Origin of the sequence: Fluviicola sp. (assembly GCF_030151805.1) — a bacterium.
In the GTDB taxonomy this organism is placed as follows: domain Bacteria; phylum Bacteroidota; class Bacteroidia; order Flavobacteriales_D; family Crocinitomicaceae; genus Fluviicola.
In genome coordinates this window covers 1-18,768 of sequence record NZ_JASLCN010000062.1, presented here as the reverse complement: position 1 = coordinate 18,768, position 18,768 = coordinate 1, and the positions used below count along the sequence as shown (strand labels likewise).

General features: G+C 41.4%; 14 protein-coding genes. 4 read left to right on the top strand and 10 right to left on the bottom strand.

Annotated features, from left to right (window positions below; translation table 11 throughout):
- Positions 1-17: 17 nt before the first annotated feature.
- From Q1V93_RS02425 to Q1V93_RS02415, 3 genes are all read right to left on the bottom strand, one after another.
- Positions 18-1,424 (bottom strand): phosphoglucomutase/phosphomannomutase family protein, encoded by a 1,407-nt coding sequence (locus tag Q1V93_RS02425; RefSeq protein WP_300660910.1) that lies wholly within the window; start codon positions 1,422-1,424, stop codon positions 18-20.
- 128 nt (positions 1,425-1,552) lie between these two features.
- Entirely contained in the window at positions 1,553-2,536 is a 984-nt protein-coding gene (locus Q1V93_RS02420; RefSeq protein WP_300660908.1) for a DUF3137 domain-containing protein, read from the bottom strand.
- 4 nt (positions 2,537-2,540) lie between these two features.
- On the bottom strand, positions 2,541-3,053 hold the full coding sequence (locus tag Q1V93_RS02415) for a LemA family protein (RefSeq protein ID WP_300660906.1): 513 nt from the start codon (positions 3,051-3,053) through the stop codon (positions 2,541-2,543).
- Positions 3,054-3,254: 201 nt separating this feature from the next.
- Between Q1V93_RS02415 and Q1V93_RS02410 the strand changes: the two genes are divergently transcribed.
- A complete protein-coding gene (locus Q1V93_RS02410) occupies positions 3,255-4,205 on the top strand; it encodes an alpha/beta fold hydrolase (protein ID WP_300660904.1) in 951 nt (316 codons plus the stop codon).
- Between the two features lie 226 nt (positions 4,206-4,431).
- On the opposite strand, the gene rocD is transcribed toward Q1V93_RS02410, so the two are convergent.
- Positions 4,432-5,673: an ornithine--oxo-acid transaminase gene (gene rocD, locus Q1V93_RS02405; protein WP_300660902.1), complete on the bottom strand. Its 1,242-nt coding sequence runs from the start codon at positions 5,671-5,673 to the stop codon at positions 4,432-4,434.
- Positions 5,674-5,930: 257 nt separating this feature from the next.
- Here rocD and Q1V93_RS02400 point away from each other — a divergent pair, with 257 nt between their 5' ends.
- Entirely contained in the window at positions 5,931-7,031 is a 1,101-nt protein-coding gene (locus Q1V93_RS02400) for an acyl-CoA desaturase (protein ID WP_300660900.1), read from the top strand.
- 103 nt (positions 7,032-7,134) lie between these two features.
- On the opposite strand, the gene Q1V93_RS02395 is transcribed toward Q1V93_RS02400, so the two are convergent.
- The 3 genes from Q1V93_RS02395 to Q1V93_RS02385 form a co-directional block, all read right to left on the bottom strand.
- The gene (locus Q1V93_RS02395) at positions 7,135-8,304 is read right to left on the bottom strand and encodes an ATP-binding protein (RefSeq protein ID WP_300660897.1); all 1,170 of its coding nucleotides are present in this window, start codon (positions 8,302-8,304) and stop codon (positions 7,135-7,137) included.
- A 212-nt stretch (positions 8,305-8,516) separates the two neighbouring features.
- Positions 8,517-11,261 carry a DNA gyrase/topoisomerase IV subunit A gene (locus tag Q1V93_RS02390; RefSeq protein ID WP_300660895.1) on the bottom strand — a complete coding sequence of 915 codons (2,745 nt, stop codon included), beginning with the start codon at positions 11,259-11,261 and terminating at the stop codon, positions 8,517-8,519.
- Positions 11,262-11,461: 200 nt separating this feature from the next.
- Positions 11,462-13,369: a DNA topoisomerase IV subunit B gene (locus Q1V93_RS02385; RefSeq protein WP_300660893.1), complete on the bottom strand. Its 1,908-nt coding sequence runs from the start codon at positions 13,367-13,369 to the stop codon at positions 11,462-11,464.
- Between the two features lie 170 nt (positions 13,370-13,539).
- On the opposite strand from Q1V93_RS02385, the gene Q1V93_RS02380 reads away from it, so the two are divergent.
- Positions 13,540-13,860, top strand: a complete 321-nt coding sequence (locus Q1V93_RS02380; RefSeq protein ID WP_300660891.1) for a DUF6686 family protein — start codon at positions 13,540-13,542, stop codon at positions 13,858-13,860.
- On the opposite strand, the gene corA is transcribed toward Q1V93_RS02380, so the two are convergent.
- Positions 13,857-14,867 (bottom strand): magnesium/cobalt transporter CorA, encoded by a 1,011-nt coding sequence (corA, locus tag Q1V93_RS02375; protein ID WP_300660890.1) that lies wholly within the window; start codon positions 14,865-14,867, stop codon positions 13,857-13,859. The two genes, Q1V93_RS02380 and corA, sit on opposite strands and share 4 nt — an antisense overlap.
- Before the next feature lie 398 nt (positions 14,868-15,265).
- Here corA and Q1V93_RS02370 point away from each other — a divergent pair, with 398 nt between their 5' ends.
- Positions 15,266-15,856 (top strand): hypothetical protein, encoded by a 591-nt coding sequence (locus Q1V93_RS02370; protein ID WP_300660888.1) that lies wholly within the window; start codon positions 15,266-15,268, stop codon positions 15,854-15,856.
- A gap of 35 nt (positions 15,857-15,891) precedes the next feature.
- On the opposite strand, the gene Q1V93_RS02365 is transcribed toward Q1V93_RS02370, so the two are convergent.
- Together Q1V93_RS02365 and Q1V93_RS02360 are read right to left on the bottom strand one after the other, a co-directional pair.
- On the bottom strand, positions 15,892-18,036 hold the full coding sequence (locus Q1V93_RS02365) for a hypothetical protein (protein WP_300660887.1): 2,145 nt from the start codon (positions 18,034-18,036) through the stop codon (positions 15,892-15,894).
- Positions 18,037-18,148: 112 nt separating this feature from the next.
- Positions 18,149-18,768 (bottom strand): arginase family protein (locus tag Q1V93_RS02360; RefSeq protein ID WP_300660885.1); only part of this gene is annotated, 620 nt, incomplete at its 5' end.

Below are 18,768 nucleotides of genomic sequence, written 5' to 3'. Positions count from 1 at the left end.
GAATCGCTTTTTTATTATCAGCATATGGTTTCTTCCGTTGCTTTGAGTATTTCCCGAACTTCTTCCAGGGTCGGAGCTTCTGCATAGGTTCTCAGAACCGGCTCTGTTCCGGATGCGCGGATCATTACCCAGCGATTATCGTCGATGAAGAATTTCCATCCGTCGATCGTTCCGACGTCACGCACCTGGTATTTTCCGAACGCTTTGTATTCGTTATTCGTGCATTTTGCAACGATTGATTGTTTTAAGTCTTCCGTAATGTGCAAATCGTTTCGTTCAAATTTAAATGCTCCCACGATCGCGTATACTTCGTCGATCAATTGATCCAATGTTTTACCTGATTTCGCCATGTATTCCCAGATGATCAATCCCATCCAGATTCCGTCGCGTTCAGGAATATGACCTTTTACAGCAATTCCTCCAGATTCTTCTCCACCGATCAGTACATCTTCTTCCACCATGATTCCGGCAATGTATTTGAAACCGATCTTTACAACCTGGTATTCCAAACCGTAATGCTCCGCCAGTGTTTTCACGCGCGGTGTTGTACTGAAAGCTGTAACTACTTTACCTGACATTCCTTTATTGGAAACCAAATAATGCAACAACAACAAAATGATATGATGTGAGTCGATAAATTCACCTTTCCCGTTGTAAAGCCCGATTCTATCTGCATCACCATCCGTTGCCAAAGCACACTGAATGTTTCCTTTTGCAAGAATGTATTGCTCCAGTTCTTTCAGATTCTTTTGAATCGGTTCCGGAGCTTGTCCGTGGAAAGAAGGATTGTGTTCGCAATGAAGCAACTGCACATCCGGCAAAATACGACGGATTACATTTTGTCCTGCGCCATACATGGCATCATACACCAGGTTCAATCCTGATTTACGAATTGCTTCCAGGTCAAAATTCTTTTCGATGTGTTCTACGTAACGAGTTTCAAAATCCACGATCTCCAGTTTCCCGGATTTTTCAAAGCTGCTCAAATCCACAGAAGTGTAATCAAAAGGAACTGAATCCGGGATGATGTCTTCGATTTCCTGAACCAATTCAGGAGTCAAAGGACCACCGTAATGTGCTTTTAATTTATACCCGTTGTAAGCAGGCGGATTATGACTTGCAGTAAGCACTATTCCCAAACCGCAACCCAATTGGTTTGCCGCCAACGAAATCATTGGTGTAGAAACAAATCCCTTGGACATTTTTACTTCGATTCCTTCGTGCAATAATACTTTGGCAACAGTTTCCGCAAATAATTCACCTGCAAATCTGCAATCATGCCCTAAAGCAATCTTCGAATTCCAGTCTGATTTCTTCAACCATTGAGCAGTTGCATAAGCCACTCTGGCTACATTTTCTACCGTAAACTCATCCGCGATGATTGCTCTCCAACCATCTGTTCCAAATTTTATTTTTGTTGCCAAATTGATTCAATTTTTATGTGTTCAAATATAGTTATATACTATGAATTCAAGTTCGAAAACGAAGACATATCTATCCTTCCCTTCGGTCCCCTCCAAAGGAGGAAGCTTGAAATAACTTACTAAATCGTTTATTCTTTTGTCCAGATCCGGGTATTCAGATTCAAATCTTCAATTACTCCCGTCATTAACTTCAACATTGAAATTATCACCTTATAATCTTCCTCTTTCAATAAGCTTCCGAAAACAGCAGGTTCAAACAAATCCATGTTATTGAAAACAGCCAGGTAAACCTGGTTATTACGGAATGAAATCGAGATTCTGAACTGGATTTTTTTGCTCATTTCCAGAAGCCGCTCCATCATGGAAAGACTCAGGATATACCGGCATTCCTGTTCGTCTGTGCTGTATACAGCAAATTTCTTTTCAAATTCCGGATTTTCGAGTTTGACCAGATTTCCTGCACGACTCGGATTCCACTGCTGCAGTTTTCGCCCGATTTTCCCCAGGTATCGTTCCATGTAATCAGCGTCGATCATGGTTTCTCCCTGAAAGTTTTTGTGAAAGTCACTCACAAAAAACATTCCTTTGAAGATTGTATGCCAGCTTTCCCGGCGGTTTCCGTTTTTATCCGTACTTACCGTTTTGTATTCCGTGTGAATTTCTCCGAAAGAAAAATCAGTCGCATCAAAAGTTCCCGAAATCGTGTCTTCTGCTTTGTACCGATCATAGCGCTGTGAAAAGATTTTACTTTCCGTGTATTGATCAATCAAACTCTGATTCGGATCATACGCCAGGCGTTCGTCTACAAATTTCACCACCGCAGGGATTACTTTCCCCTTGAATTGCGCTTTAAAATGCTTGTGAAAACGGTTATAACTGATTCCAAGGAAAATTGCCGAACCGATCAGGATCAATCCACCAATAATAAATGACGAACCAAAACCTTTTGCATTGATCGACCCAATCAAAACTACCGTTGCGACAAGGATTGCCAGACAAATGAAAAACCGTTTCCAGAATTTTTTGATAAACGCTTTTCTTTCCGCTTCCAAAACGCCTAAATCGCCTGCAATCATCGTTGCCTGCAATTGCGCAAAATTCATTCCTTCCATCTTTTTAATCGTTGAATTTCAAGTATTCTTTCTTTTCCATCCTGTTTCGTCTTGCAATAACAGACGACGGAAACTGAAGAACCGCATTATTAAAAATCTCGATCGACATGTTGTATGTTCTTCTGGCTGCGGATAACTGCTCCTCCATTTCGTTCATACTTCTTTGCAGCATCATAAATTGCTCACTCGCTTTCAAATCCGGGTAGGCTTCCGCCTTGATCAAAAACTGGCTGAACTGATTCTGTAAATCGTGATTTCCCTGCGCCAAAGCTTCCGTATCTCTTGAACCGGAACGCAAAGCGGTTAATTTTTCCAATAAATCCTTTTCGTGGGTCATGTATCCGCTTACGCAGGACGTTAACTGTGGAATCAGATCGAAGCGTTTCTTCAACATCACATCCACGGATGCAAAGGCATTTTCAACCTGATTTTCTTTGGCGATCAATCCGTTTTTAATGACGATGACTGCAATAACAAAGATCAGAATGATAACTACCGGTATAACAATTAATAGCATATAGGTGTTTTTTTGCCGAAGATAATCAGAGTACAAAAAATACTCTGAAAAATCGAAGTTTTTTTAAGTTGCTGAAGTATTAAATTTATGTGTCCGAGGGAAAAATCGCCGGTCAATTTATTCTAACTCCTCTATTTTCATCCGAATCTTATGATTATATTCCTTAACTTTTAGCGTATTCCTTTACCAAAACGTAGCAAGATGATTAAGCATACCAGTGGTTTCACAACTAAAACAGCTAATTCAGGAACAGAACAAGCCATTTTTTACAATCTGTTCCAGGAGGATGAAAAACCGGCAAAAGCTACCGTTCTCATTTTACATGGTATGCAGGAACACAGCGGACGCTATACTGAATTTGCGCAGTTTCTTTCTGAAAACGGATATGCCGTTTTGACTTACGATCATGCCGGACATGGAAAAACAGCTGCTTCAAAAGCCCATCACGGTTATTTTCATTCAAACAATGCGGCAAAACGCGTAGTGGATGATGCCGAAAAGATGGCGGAATTCCTGGAACAAAGTTTTCCAAATGTTCCGCATTTTGTCCTCGGACATTCTATGGGTTCTTTTATCACACGCTGCTTGCTGCAACAAGCTCATCACCGGTTTGACGGAGCCGTTATTGTGGGGACGGGCGGAAAACAATTCATCGCTCCGGTAGCGCGTTTTGTGTTTTCAATCCTCAACGCGGTTGCACCGAAAAAAAGAAGCGAAAAATTGAACCGGTTTTTCAATAACCTGAATAATAAGCGTTTTAAAGGTGATCAGGATGCATCCGAAACAAGCTGGTTGAGTGTGAATAAAGCCAACAGACAAGCTTTTGTAAAGGATGAACTTTGTGGCATTCCATTTACGCATAACGGGTTTCATACCTTGCTCACGCTGAACGTACAAGCAACCAAAGCGAATTGGGCAGGCAACATTCCGAAAGATCTGCCATTCCTGTTTGTGAGTGGCGCGGAAGATCCGATCGGCGATTTCGGCAAAGGAGTGACGCAAACGGTCGACCAGCTGATCCACGCAGGTTTTTCAGATACCAGCATGATTCTTTACCCGGAAATGAGACACGAAATCCTGAATGAAGACGTGAAACACCAGGTTTTTCAGGATATTCTTCATTGGCTGGAAAAACATGATGCCATGAAATAAAAAATCCCCTGGATAGTATTAAATACAGGGGATTTGATGTTATTTTGTAGCTGTCAGCGAAAATGGCGGGATTTTTCACTCGTTATTTCGATCCTTAAAACAACAGAAAACACAATTTTATAAAATTGTGTAGAAAGTCTGTTTTTACTAGCGTTTCCAGATGATTTTATTGTGTTTTCATTGATTCACACACCATCTAAATCTCCCCAAATACTTTCCACAATCCTTATTTCTCAAAACTCAGAATTGTTTTTTCAATAATTGCTACGCATTCCAGCAATTGTTCTTCCGTCATCACCAACGGCGGAGCAAAACGAATAATATTTCCGTGTGTCGGCTTAGCAAGCAATCCGTTATTTTTCAATTCCACACACAAATTCCAGGCAGTTTTACTTTGTTCCGTATCGTTTACGATGATTGCATTCAACAATCCTTTTCCACGTACTTTCACGATCAAATCTGTTTTTTCAATGATCTGATTCATTTTTTCACGGAACAGCTTTCCTAAACGCTCCGAATTCTCAGCCAGTTTTTCGTCTGTTACTACTTCCAAAGCTGCAATGGCCACTTTAGCTGCCAAAGGATTTCCTCCGAAAGTAGATCCGTGTTGTCCTGGTTTGATCACCATCATGATCTCGTCGTTCGCGAAAACAGCCGATACCGGGTAAACACCTCCTGAAATTGCTTTCCCCAGAATCAAAATATCCGGTTTTACATTTTCGTGGTCAACTGCCAATAATTTTCCTGTACGTGCAATTCCTGTCTGAACCTCATCAGCAATAAACAGAATCTCATTCTTTTCACAAATGGCTTTCGCACCACTCAAATATCCTTCGTCCGGAACATACACTCCTGCTTCCCCCTGAATCGGCTCCACCAAAAAACCAATAACATTCGGTTGTTTCGCAGCTTCCGCCAAAGCATCCAAATCGTTGTAAGGAATGCGGATAAATCCGGGTGTAAACGGTCCGAAGTTCATATTTGCATCCGGATCGCTCGAGAAAGAAATGATCGTTGTGGTTCTTCCATGGAAGTTTTGTTCACACACAATAATCTGCGCCTGATTTTCTGCCACTCCTTTTTTCTCGTACCCCCATTTGCGGGCTACTTTAATCGCTGTTTCAACGGCTTCAGCTCCGGTGTTCATCGGAAGCACTTTGTCGAAACCAAAATATTCAGCTACAAATTTCTCGTAAACTCCTAATGTATCGTTATAAAATGCTCTTGAAGTCAAGGTCAACGTTTGCGCCTGATCTGTCAACGCTTTTACAATCTTCGGGTGACAGTGTCCCTGGTTTACGGCAGAATATGCAGAAAGAAAATCAAAATACTTTTTGCCTTCCACATCCCAAACGTATACACCTTCTCCTTTAGAAAGAACGACCGGAAGCGGATGATAATTGTGTGCTCCATAACGGTCTTCCAACTGCATCAATTCTTCCGATGACAATTTGTCTAATGTTACCATAATATTACTTTTTTAAAGCTTAATATTACTCGTCACGGAGAGCAATCATCCTTTCCTCATTTGCAGTCGCGGGAGAGAAATCATCCCTGAGAGCTACAAAGATATATAAATATTCAGGTTTTAAAAAAACGAGCGGGTTCAGAAATAACTTTCCCAAAAAGTCCTCAATCCGTTAGGAATCATTGACTCATCTGCGAATTAATCCGGATCGAAGGCAATTATTTCGTAGCTTTGCCCAACTATAAAACACAAAACGCTTGAAAAAAGTACAATTTTCCAAACCGCAAGGTGAATTTTTCTCTACGCTGAGAAAGTCTGTTCAAAACTACTTTGATGAAAATCAATTAGAAACTTCCGGGAACTGGAAATTGTATCTGAAGACCGCCATCATCATTACAACGTATGTTGCGATCTATTTAACGATCATGCTTTTGCCGATTCCGGGATATGTTGCATTGTTGTTATCTGCTTTATTAGGTTTTGTCCAGGCTTTGGTTGGATTCAACATCATGCACGACGCTTGTCATGAGGCGTTTTCAAAAAAGAAAAACGTCAACTACTTTTTCGGATTATCCATGAACGCGTTGGGTAGTGATGCTTTTATGTGGAGACAAAAACACAACCTGGTACATCATACGTATACCAACATTGACGGAATTGATGACGATATTTCCAAAACGCCGTTTCTGCGCATGAGTGATACGCAACCACGTTATAAAGCACATCGTTTTCAGCACATTTACCTTCCGTTCTTATATGGTATTTCGACTATCTACTGGGTTTTGGTAAAGGATTTCGAAGATTATATTTTGGGTTCGCGTTTCAATGTGGAAGTTGGCAGAATGAAGCCTATTGATCATGTGATGTTCTGGACAACCCGTATTATCTACTTCGGACTTTATTTAGTTCTTCCTGCATTCGTTTGGGGAATCGGCTGGACCATTTTGGGTTTTGTTTTGATGCACATGATGCTTGGATTGACGATGTCTTTCGTCTTTCAATTGGCTCACGTGGTTGAAAACGTGGAATTTGAACATTGTCATTCGAAGGAATTGATCATTGAAAACGAATGGGCGGTTCATCAGTTGGCTACCACCAGTGATTTCGCAGTTGATAATAAGGTTGTGAGCTGGTTTGTCGGCGGATTGAATTACCAGGTGGAACATCATTTATTTCCACGTATTTCGCATATTCATTATCCGGCAATTCAAAAGATTGTAGCAAAGACCTGCGAGGAATACGGCGTAGACTATTATTACTATCCAAGCACCCGAAAGGCTTTGGCTTCTCATTTCAGACATATGAAGCGTTTGGGGAAGAAATGTGTGCTTAAGCCGCAATTGAATATCGAAGAATAAACCGCACTTTTTTGTTCCAGGGTTTACAACCCTGGAAGGGTCATTTCTATGAGAATTGTATACTGATGCGCACGCGCAACCATCATATTTCTATCAAAACAAGTTAATCTATCGCTGCAGCCCACTGCACCTGGAAATACTGTTTCCCGAACCACAATTCAAACGCTGGATCCAGAAACTCATAAATTCCGGTTTCTTCCTTAATAATCATGTCACGTCCTTCCAGTACCAAACGATTTTTGGAGACGTTTCGCGGTGTTCCCAAACTATAATTGCGCATCACTCCGCCAGCTGTCAACTGTTTCTCTTTTTGATAAATGGCTTTCAGCAAATTCACCTGTGTAGCACTCATTCCTTCTATTTCACGTTGATACAACGGTTGATTTGCGAAGATCAATTCGGTCAATGCATTTTGGATCGTTTGTTTGTTTACAGGTTCCTGCCGGCTATGATTCCATACGTAATGGGAAAGTTGCTGCACATACCACGAATGATTCTTCATCAAACGGGGAATAATGGTTGCAATTTCCTTAGAAATCTGTTTTCCCGTCTTCTTAAAACTGGTCTGGATAAATTTAACCCACGCCTCTTCTGAAATCTTTGGTAACAACATCAAATCCCCGAAACGATAAAAGGGTTTCGACGGATTATTAAAAATCTCTTCCAGCATATGTCTCCGGCTTCCAAACAAACAGTAAGAAACCAGCTTTTGCCGCTGCCAGATGGCGCGCATTTTCTTTTCCAGCGATTCATACTCCAGCAGATTCGTTAGGTTTTGAAACTCATCCAGGCAAATCACCAAGCGAATTCCTTTTTCCTTTGCAATACGTTCCGGAAGATTCAGAATTTCATCGGCAAATTCGCGCACCTTTTCATGTTCGTATTTGATGGTGAAGTCCAAATGAGGATTTACACCTACGTGAACCGTTGGGACCAGGTTAGACAGGAAATTTTTGGTGTCGTGCAACCAATCTTCCCATTTGGTAGAAGTTGCCTTGATGATTTCCCGCGTAAATAATTCGAAAAAATCCAATTCATTGTTTACCGTAAACAAATCGAGCAGAACAGTTTTACATTTTTTCTCCGATTTATTGATGTCAATTAAAACACGCTCTACCAATGAAGATTTTCCCCAACGACGGGGAGAAATGAGAATGGTATTGATTCCACCAAGCAGGTTTTGTTTGAGGCGACGCGCCTCATTTTCCCGGTTGGTATAAGCTTCAATACTGACGGTGTTCCCGAAGATAAACGGGGAATAGATTTCCTGCATAGCGATTAGATTTTAATCTAAAAATACGGTTTTTTTCGGCAAAATCCTACTCAATTACACCCTAAGATACAGTTTTTTTTGATATTTAATACTAAAAGGTATTATACCTAAAAGTATAATACCCAAAGGTATAATTATTACGAATTACGTCAATTCCTCTCAGTCGCTGACAACAAAAAAGTCCCAGCTTTCACCAGGACTTCTCTATCTATTTAAAACAATTTCGGCTGATCATCCGGATCATCGGGATCTTTGGTCAAATCCCATTCAATGGTCGGATGATCATTCCCTCCATTTTCACCGGAATCTCCGTCGTTCGTATCTTCGTCCTCCGGGTTTTCAATTTCCAGTTCCAATGGTTCTTCATCCGGCCACGGTTCCGCACCTTCAATTTCATGCGTCAGGACAACTTCTTTAACCTTCAGCTTCGTCAACTGGTTTCCTTGTGCTTTCATTCCTTTCACATCAATGAAATCTGCCAGGGAAATTTCGTTATCCGGAAGGTTTTTGGTTTCCTTCAGCAATTTGTTATAGACAATTCTGACAACCGGTCTGAATGCCGTTGAAACGCAATCCAAATAAGAACCTTCGGTTTCAGAAATGTAACTTACCCGCTTATCGGTCGTGATTTCACATACAAAACGTTTTACGTAATGCAGGTCTTTCTCACCATCGTAATAAACAGCTGAAATCGGTCGGTCTGTGACCCATTTTTCAATGTGGATCATGTCTTCGTCGAAGTGGTTTGCCAAATCGAAAGTCGACAACCTGTAATCTCCGTTTTTGTACAAAGTCAAAATGCGGTCTTCACCTTTGAATGAGCCCAGGAATTTCCCTCTTCCTTCGTCATTCAAACGTCCAACAACCGTGTCGTACCAGATTTTACGCGCCGCCAGGGTTGACCCCCCGACTTCTTTCTGTGTAATCTTCTGTACAATTTCCTTCGTTACGCGATTTCCGGCTGATTGACGGCCTTTGATCAACAAGTCTCCCAAATCCATATCAAAACGCAAACGCTTCAAATGCGGACGCGGACGAAGCATCACCGTTACCACTTCACGTTCTCCATTCGGATGAACTGAAAAATACAACAGTTTTGATCCTTTGATTCCGCGGGTCAAATCATATTCCGTATCGCGTGTCACCGAATTCACGAAAAACCGTTTCATCATAGTAGCGCCACCAGCTCCATCCTGGTACATCACGTGATAAATCGTGCGTTTATCTCCTTTTTTCCAAACATCGGCATGGACAATTCCTTTCCCGACGAATTTCTTCTCCGATACTTTTGTGACAATGAATTTCCCCGTATCGAAGAAAACAATGATATCATCAATTTCGGAACAATCGTTAACCGCTTCCGTTTTCTTCAAGCCCCAGCCGATGAATCCTTCGTCGATATCGACATACAACTTGCGGTTTGCGATAATTACTTTCGTTGCAGCAATGTTATCAAAGACTTTCATCTCTGTTTTACGCTCCTTTCCTGCTCCGAAACGCTTTTTCAGATCTTTGTAATATTCGATTGCGTATTCAACGAGGTTTTCCAGGTGTTTTTTAACCTCTTCCATTTCCGCCTCCAGCTTCGCGATTAACTCGTCTGCTTTGTCGGAGTCGAAACGCGTAATGCGGATCATCGGAATCTGTGTCAGGCGCTGTAAATCTTCATCTACAATCTCACGGATAAAGTGCTTTTTAAATTTCTCAAAGCGTTTATACATGTACTGGAACAAGTTCTCTTTATCGGAATACAACTTAAAGTCGATGTACATTTCTTCCCGGATGAAGATCTTTTCCAGGGTCGAAAAATGCCATTGTGCTTCCAATTCTGCCAGACGGATTTCCAACTCACGTCTTAACAAGGTCAGTGTATTATCCGTATTCACTTTCAGAATCTCGGAAACTCCCATAAAACGCGGAGTGTCTCCATCAATTACTGAAGCATTCGGTGAAATGGAAACCTCACAGTCTGTGAATGCATACAAGGCATCAATCGTTTTATCGGGAGAAACTCCGGGAGCAAGATGAATCACAATCTCAGCTTCAGCTGCCGTATTGTCTTCGATCTTCTTCACTTTGATTTTTCCCTTATCATTCGCCTTGATCACACTTTCGATTAACGAAGAAGTTGTGCAACCAAACGGAATTTCATTGATGATCAACGTTTTGTTGTCGATCTTTTTGATCTTTGCCCGGACACGTACTTTTCCACCTCTCAATCCGTCATTGTAGTTGGTAAAATCCGCCATTCCCCCATTCAGGAAGTCCGGGAAAATCTCCACTTTCTTTCCACGCAAATGGTTGATCGACTGGTCAATTAATTCAATGAAATTATGAGGAAGAATCTTACATGCCATTCCTACTGCAATTCCTTCCGCCCCTTGAGCAAGAAGAATCGGAAATTTTACGGGAAGATTGTCCGGTTCTTTGTTCCGTCCGTCATAACTCAAAAGCCAATTCGTTGTTTTGGGATTAAATACCACGTGACTCGCAAACTTGGAAAGACGCGCTTCAATATAACGCGGAGCAGCAGCTCCATCACCCGTCAATGTATTTCCCCAGTTTCCCTGGCAGTCGATCAATAAATCCTTTTGCCCCAGCTGCACCAATGCATCTCCGATGGATGCATCTCCATGCGGGTGATACTTCATGGTATTCCCGATAATGTTTGCTACTTTGTTGTAACGTCCATCATCCAATTCCTTCATGGAATGCAGAATTCTTCGCTGAACCGGTTTGAATCCGTCATGCAAGGATGGAACAGCACGTTCCAATATAACGTACGAAGCATAATCCAAAAACCAATTCTCATACAATCCGCCAAGCGGAATGATGTTTTCATCTACATGGTTTTTCTCAAAAGGACTTGACTCATTCGATTCCTGACCATCATCATCTCCTAAGTTATCGGAGTTGTCATTTTCAGGATCGATCGGTCCGATTTCGTCTTCACTCATATTATTCGGTCTTTAATCAAAGATATTTCAGGAGTATCCTCCCCCTCAATCCCCCTCCAAAGGGGGAAGTTAAAACTTCCTTTCTCACAAAAATCAGAAGTAAAACAGCTATTTATCGAAAACAAATCCTCCACACCGGAATTCCGAATCAACTTCCCCTTTGGAGGGGGCAGGGGGAGAAAATTGTTTACAATCATTTTCTAAGAAGCTTTTTCGATTGGTTCGGTATTTTCATCTTCGGACGAAAGATCTTCTGCTTTATCCACATGCTTCTCCTCGTCTTTCTCGACACGCAAGTTTTCGATAATGAAATCTTGCCGTTCCGGGGTGTTTTTTCCCATGAAATAAGACAAAATCGAATCGATTGATGCGTCTTTGGTCAACAAAACCGGTTCCAGACGGATATCGTCTCCGATAAAGTGCTTGAACTCATCCGGGGAGATTTCTCCCAATCCTTTAAATCGCGTAATCTCCGGATTTTTACCCAATTCCGCTATGGCATTCCGTCTTTCTTCTTCGGAATAACAGTAGATTGTCTTTTTCTTGTTTCTTACACGGAACAAGGGTGTTTGAAGTACATACACGTGATTTCGTTTCACCAGATCCGGGAAAAATTGCAGGAAGAAGGTCAATAACAACAAGCGGATATGCATTCCATCCACATCGGCATCGGTAGCGATTACGATGTTGTTGTAACGCAGGTTGTCCATGTCTTCTTCAATGTCTAAAGCCGCCTGGATCAGGTTAAATTCTTCGTTCTCGTAAACCACTTTTTTGGTCAGACCGTAACAGTTCAAAGGCTTACCGCGCAATGAGAATACTGCTTGTGTATTGACATCTCTCGATTTCGTAATAGACCCGCTTGCAGAATCCCCCTCGGTAATGAACAAAGTCGTCATTTCACGCTTGTCATCCTTCAAATCGGTTAAATGCGATCTGCAATCACGCAATTTCTTATTGTGTAAGCTTGCTTTTTTCGCCCTGTCACGCGCTAGTTTACGAATTCCGGATAATTCCTTGCGTTCGCGTTCCGATTGCTTGATTTTCTTTTCCAGCGTATCGGCAACTTCCGGATGACGATGCAGGTAATTGTCCAATTTATCTTTCAGGAAGTCATTGATAAACGCCCGCATGGATTTTCCTTCCGGCTCGATTTCCTGGGAACCTAATTTTGTTTTCGTTTGTGATTCGAATACCGGTTCGATGACTTTCACGGCAATTGCAGCAACAATCGACTGACGAATATCCGAAGCATCGTAATCTTTCTTGTAAAAATCGCGGATTACTTTTGCGATTGATTCTCTGAAAGCACTTTGATGCGTTCCACCCTGAGTAGTATGCTGACCATTCACAAACGAATAGTAATCTTCTCCATAGGTTTTTCCGTGTGTGAATGCGACTTCGATGTCATCGCCTTCCAAATGGATAATCGGGTATAACGGATCTCCATCCATGTTGTCTTCCAACAAATCCTTCAACCCGTCTTTGGATTGGTATTTTTCTCCGTTGAAATAAATAGCGAGTCCACGATTCAGATAGCAATAATTCCAAAACATCTTAATCAGGTAAGGCATTTTGAATGCAAACTTTTTGAAAATCGTTTCGTCGGGGATAAACTCAAAATATGTTCCGTTCACTTCAGTTGTTTTCTCCAAAGGAGAATCTTCCGTCAGCTCACCGCGGGAAAAAACGGCTTGTTTCTTCTCCCCGTCACGAACAGAGTACACCATGAAATAGTCACTCAATGCATTTACGGCTTTCGTTCCGACCCCGTTCAATCCAACGGATTTCTTGAAGGCTTTCGAATCGTATTTTCCACCGGTATTGATCTGAGAAACACAATCAATTACTTTCCCCAGGGGAATTCCACGTCCGTAATCACGAACAGAAACTTTCCCATCCTTCACTTTGATATCGATGCGTTTTCCATTTCCCATGACAAATTCGTCAATGGAATTATCGACAATCTCTTTCACCAAAATATAGATCCCGTCGTCAGCCGAAGCTCCGTCTCCCAATTTCCCGATATACATACCGGGTCTGAGGCGAATATGCTCCTTCCAATCGAGTGATCGTATATTGTCTTCAGTATATTGATTTTCAGCCATAATAACGGATTCTGTGCGATTAACAAATTTAGCAAGGATTCTCCTTTATCCAACACTGTTTTTCAGGAGTTATGAACGATTTAAGGTTAATTTCACAAAAAGGAATAATACCTTTTTCTTGGTATTGTTTAGAACTGTTCTAAATAATAATTTTACCAAAAACAAACAGCATGTGTCATTACAAAACTATCAGCAACAATTCGTTCGGATGTCTGATCCAATGTAAAAACTGCGAGCAGTTTCATTTGGGCTTTGGCAACGTTGTTCTCGTTCTCTCATACGATGAATTCATTCGTCTGACAGACCAGGTGCACAACATTCACTCCATGCATTACGAGGAGAAAAAAGAAAATAACGAGAAGATTTACATGCACACAGACAACACCAGGATGATCCTCGCTTTCACACCGAAAGAATGGATTCAATTATATCAATTGCTTGAAGAATCGCGCTTTATGCTTTACGCCAATGAACTGATCGACCAGGATTAATTGTTTCTTTTGAGCCAGCCTCTTTTCCAGAAAATAAAGATCAATACCGCGCTGATAAAGATCATGATCCCCCAAATGAGGTGATAACCGTATTTCCAGGATAATTCGGGCATGTTTTCGAAATTCATCCCGTAAACTCCCACCACAAATGTCAAAGGAATAAAGATTGCGCTGGTAACTGTCAAAACCTTCATGATTTCATTCATCCGCTGTCCCTGGATCGCATAGTACAAATTTGCCACCCCGTCCAGCATCTGTTTTTTCGCTTCGATCTCTTCGATCAAACCGTAACACGTATCTTTCAACTCCCGGAAATAATGAATATTGTCTTCGATGATCAGTTCATTCTCAACCCGGTCTAACTGCCCCATCAAGTCTTTCATCGGGAACACAATCTTTCTCAGATCAAGCAGTTTTCGTTTTTCCCATTCCACTTTCCGGAGCACTTCACTTTTCGGATTCCGAAGCACTAATTTATCCAGCATTTCAATGTTTCCACCAATTTCTTCCACCACTTCCGAGTAGTTATCAATAATCGCCTCCAGCATTCTGAATAGCAAAAAATCAGGGCCTTTGAAACGTATTTTCCCCCTTTTGTATTCGATGCGTTCGCGAACCGTCGGAAAGTGATCCGACTGCTTTTCCTGAAACGAAATCAGGTAATTATCCCCGATAATAAAACTGATCCGCTCTTTTTTCAGGTCGTAGTTATTTACCCCTTCTTTTGGCAATGCAGAAACAATACTAAAAAATACGTATTCCGAATATTCCTCCAAACGGGTTCGCTTGCTTTGGGCAAATAAATCTTCCTGCAGGATTTTATCCACACACAATTTGTCGCACAACTTGAGAATTGCCTCTTTATTTTTCATGGAATGAAAATTCAACCAATAGGTAGAATTCATATCCTCAAACGGGTTAAAGTTTTCCGCAAAATAATCCTCCGAATTCTTCTCCAGGGAATAAGCATCCAAATTATACTTGTAAAGTTGAACCGCTTCTGACATACAGCGAAAATAATGTTTTTCTGTCAATTCGAGTAGCGAAATATCATGAAGCTGTATCGAGAATGACAGAACAAAAAAAGCCCGTCCCGATGCGCTTCACACTCGACAGGACATTAAAAAAACACGCTTTAATCATTGCATCCGACCGATAAAAAAGTATTTTAAACGAATTGGCACACGAGTTGTATTATTGAGAAAAACAACCTTATGAAAATATTGGTGATGATGAATTCCATTCGGCGCAGTAATGAACAAAGCGAAACAGTTCAATAGACCAAAAAAACTCAAAGATATCAAATTGAATTTTTTAAACTTTTGAATACCTGAACGGATTCAGCTTCTTACCAGAAAGAAACATCAAATCACCGGCATCTCACATCAAGAAACTAAAAAACCATATGAAACCTTTCATTTTAAGTCTTTTGTTGTTTCCCTTTTTTGCACTTTGCCAAAAAGACACATTGGTCGTAGAAATCATTTACGGTTCCAAACCACTCACAAAAGGCGGAGCACACTGGTTCGGAGGAAAGCTCGGCGGACATATCGGACTTCGGATCGGACAAGACAGCGTGATGCATTTTATTCCCGGAGGAAAAGTCAACGCCACCAATATGAATTCCGATATCGGCCAATATGTTATCTCCAGTGAAAAGCAGTTTTACAGAACATTTTATTGTGACACCACCAAAACCTGCCGGATTTTCATCCCCGTTACACCGACTCAAAAACAGGAACTTTTACTTGCCTCTGCACCATTTCTACAAAAAGGACCGTATCCTTATGCCTTCTTCGGAATGCGCTGCGCAGCCGCTTGTTATCATTTACTTTCTCTCGGTAAAGTCACAAAGAAATTATCCAGAAGCCGCATGACCTGGAAATTTTTCTATCCACGCAAATTGCGGAAGTTTTTGTTTAAAGAAGCTGGTAAAAACGGTTGGATTGTAAAACACTCAATGGGTTCTTCCAAACGGAAATGGGATCACGACTAATTGAGCATTGAAAAGAACTTCGTTTCATCTACTTTTCAATTCAACAGTTGCTGATATCTATTAAATTCCTTCACATTGGAAGAGCGCTTGATTGCGGAAAGCACTTTCAGTTTTTCATGCTTGGTTAAATGCCAGGACAAGCTGATGCGGTCTTTCTGCAATTCTCTCAGATTCAGGTTTACCGTTTGAATCGGAACATCGTATTTATCCACAATCAAATCCAGTACATCACCTTGATCATAATCCTGAATGCGCGGAAAATTCGTGAACACATTCGAAATCGGAGCCGTAAACTTATCAAACAAACTGAACGAACGCGTTTGCTCCTGGTACATAATCCGCTTATTATCCCGAATCTGCAAAATCACCACACCACTTGTGTTTTTCCCTATCCAGGACTCCAGCTTCATCAACCAGCGAACCGTAATTTTCGTCCCGAAATTATCTCTTGCCCCCGCATCCATTAATTGAATCTCAGGAGTTGTCGGCAAACTCGTCATCGGAAGCACATACGGAAAAGTTGCATTCATTCTCAAGGCAGAAGACAAATGCAGTTTAGCCGCATTCTGACCTTTCAACAAGGCATGAAGATCAATATTTTCCTGGATATGATTCGTTTCTGCAGCCGGTGAAGCCGAATCCATTAAGAAACTTAAGCCCAAAGACGAAATCATGATTCTGCGTCCGTCATTGACTACTGAAGGCGTCAGAATGACATTCGGGATAATTCCTTTCTTTTCGAAAACTTTGTAATAATACAAGGGTTTACCCAAACGCTGCCCCGTATTTTCATTCAAATCCGCTTCAAAAGCCATTGCACGGTCGTAACTATACTCCGAATTATCCAATCCCGATTGATAACGGAAGAACAAATCATTGGTCGAAGCTGCAAAAGCCAATTTATTCAGTAAATCCTTTGAAATCTCTTCAAAATACTTCGGATCACTGAAGTTTACTTTTCCTGTCTGGTAATTTTCCAGCAGCAAGGAACGATAATAAGACGCCCCGACTGTTCCTCCAGAAGCTCCCGTAATCATCGCAATGTGTTTGGAAGATTTAAAATTACTCAGAGAATCACACACCCGAAGTACCTGAAACACCCAGGAAGCGCTTCTCGAACCTCCTCCGGAAGTATTCACAATCACCAGCAAAGGCTTTTCTTCCCCGGTTTTCTGCTTCCAGTTTTCCAAATACGTCACATATTGATCATAATCGTCTTTCCGCATCTTCGCATCCTTACTGAAAGTATAAATGACAGAATCGGAATACAAATCTGCTTTTTTATAGCTCAAACCATATGCCTGGGTCTGAAACTGGAAAATCTCGCCGCTTTCGGAAAAGAAATTCATGATCAGGAAAATCAAAATAATCACCGGATATGCCCACACCCTGAGCCAGGTCATCAGCGCACTCAACAACATCAAAATGATCGTCATCAGAAGAACCACGCTCACTCCGGCCGGAACATCCAGGAAAGTTTTCCCGCCGAAGAGTCCGATTAAAATGAAAGTCAAAATGGTTGCAATTTCAAAAACAGTGGTCGAAATCCGGTTTTGATCAAACACTGATTGCAACAGCGATTGTGCATAATGTTTGGTAGAACGGCATTGCTGAATCCGCATTCCCCTTCCCACATAAAAATACAAACGCTGCTTGTTGGCACTTTTTACTTTAATCCTGTTCCCTTTCCCGAAACGCAGCCAACGCTCGCTCCTGGTAGGTTGAGCCGCACTGAACCGTCTCAATTCAAACAGGTTTTTATTGATCGGAAAGAAATAGAGCAACGAAACGCCTACAAACAGGAAGAATCCAACCAAAAAGCCCAATCCGAAGAGAATCACATTCGTCCAGGATTCAAACTCTTCCATGCGCTGAAAACGAATGATCCGAATGAGGAAATAGATAATAAACGTCGTCGGAATAATGCCGTTGTTGATGCAAAAACGGACAAACGGTTTATTCACCATTGCCAGAAAGGGAAAACGGGACGCCAACCGCATATAGGAATACGAATGAAAAGCCATCGTCAGCCCTCCGAATGAGAAACCAATAAGCAGGAACGAAAAAAAACTGGTATTTCCCTGGTATTCAGGAGACAAAAACAAATAAGACAAGCCAAATCCAACTCCGATCCGGTCCGAAATCAGCAGAAAAAACAACACCCAGTAAAAAAGGGCCAAGAGATTGTGTTTTAAATGATGGACCAGCAAAACCAAAGGAAAAAACACCCGAATGAATCGCAATGTACTATAGGTTATGTCTCGAAATGTCGCCACAAATTGAATATACGAATTAAACGTGATGTTTATGGTACTCTTTCACAAAATCCGTCACCAAATAGGTTAATGATTTCCCCACAATGATCTCATCGGTTTCTGTTTTAGGTGCAGCTTCCGGCAAATGCAGGTAACACACCTTTTCCAGAGAGGCCATTTTCCGCACATAAATCCGTGCCTGGTCCACCGTAATTCCGGAAGGAGTAAAAGCACTTGAAGGCATAAACGCAATTGCATCCATATCCAACTCCACTCCCATCAGATTCTGAAAGTGCGAATCATACACCTTGTCGATATCTGCCTGAAACTTGAATGGTTTCTCCAGCCAGGATTCGTAAAATGTAAAAAAGGCATTCATTTGCTTCAACTGATCCAGGATAAACTGATTATTGTAAGATTCATGTAACCCGATAACGGAATAATGACTTAAAAAATTGTATTCGAAGGCATAAGAGAACGGATTTCCGGAGTGCCGCCCTTCCATCATACGCATATCTGCATGCGGATCGAGGTTCACAACCGAAATTGCGCGTTGTTTGGATTCGGAAACTCCTTTGATAATCGGATAGGCATTGTTGTGTCCGCCACCAATTACAATCGGGATTCCGCCCGTATCTACTACCTCTTTCACCCAGG

Excerpts from the sequence above, each read along its gene's own strand:
- Q1V93_RS02380 (WP_300660891.1), top strand. The coding sequence starts at position 13,540 with ATGTGTCATTACAAAACTATCAGCAACAATTCGTTCGGATGTCTGATC.
- corA (WP_300660890.1), bottom strand. The coding sequence starts at position 14,867 with ATGTCAGAAGCGGTTCAACTTTACAAGTATAATTTGGATGCTTATTCC.
- Q1V93_RS02370 (WP_300660888.1), top strand. The coding sequence starts at position 15,266 with ATGAAACCTTTCATTTTAAGTCTTTTGTTGTTTCCCTTTTTTGCACTT.
- Q1V93_RS02385 (WP_300660893.1), bottom strand. The coding sequence starts at position 13,369 with ATGGCTGAAAATCAATATACTGAAGACAATATACGATCACTCGATTGG.
- Q1V93_RS02395 (WP_300660897.1), bottom strand. The coding sequence starts at position 8,304 with ATGCAGGAAATCTATTCCCCGTTTATCTTCGGGAACACCGTCAGTATT.
- Q1V93_RS02415 (WP_300660906.1), bottom strand. The coding sequence starts at position 3,053 with ATGCTATTAATTGTTATACCGGTAGTTATCATTCTGATCTTTGTTATT.
- Q1V93_RS02410 (WP_300660904.1), top strand. The coding sequence starts at position 3,255 with ATGATTAAGCATACCAGTGGTTTCACAACTAAAACAGCTAATTCAGGA.
- Q1V93_RS02390 (WP_300660895.1), bottom strand. The coding sequence starts at position 11,261 with ATGAGTGAAGACGAAATCGGACCGATCGATCCTGAAAATGACAACTCC.
- rocD (WP_300660902.1), bottom strand. The coding sequence starts at position 5,673 with ATGGTAACATTAGACAAATTGTCATCGGAAGAATTGATGCAGTTGGAA.
- Q1V93_RS02420 (WP_300660908.1), bottom strand. The coding sequence starts at position 2,536 with ATGGAAGGAATGAATTTTGCGCAATTGCAGGCAACGATGATTGCAGGC.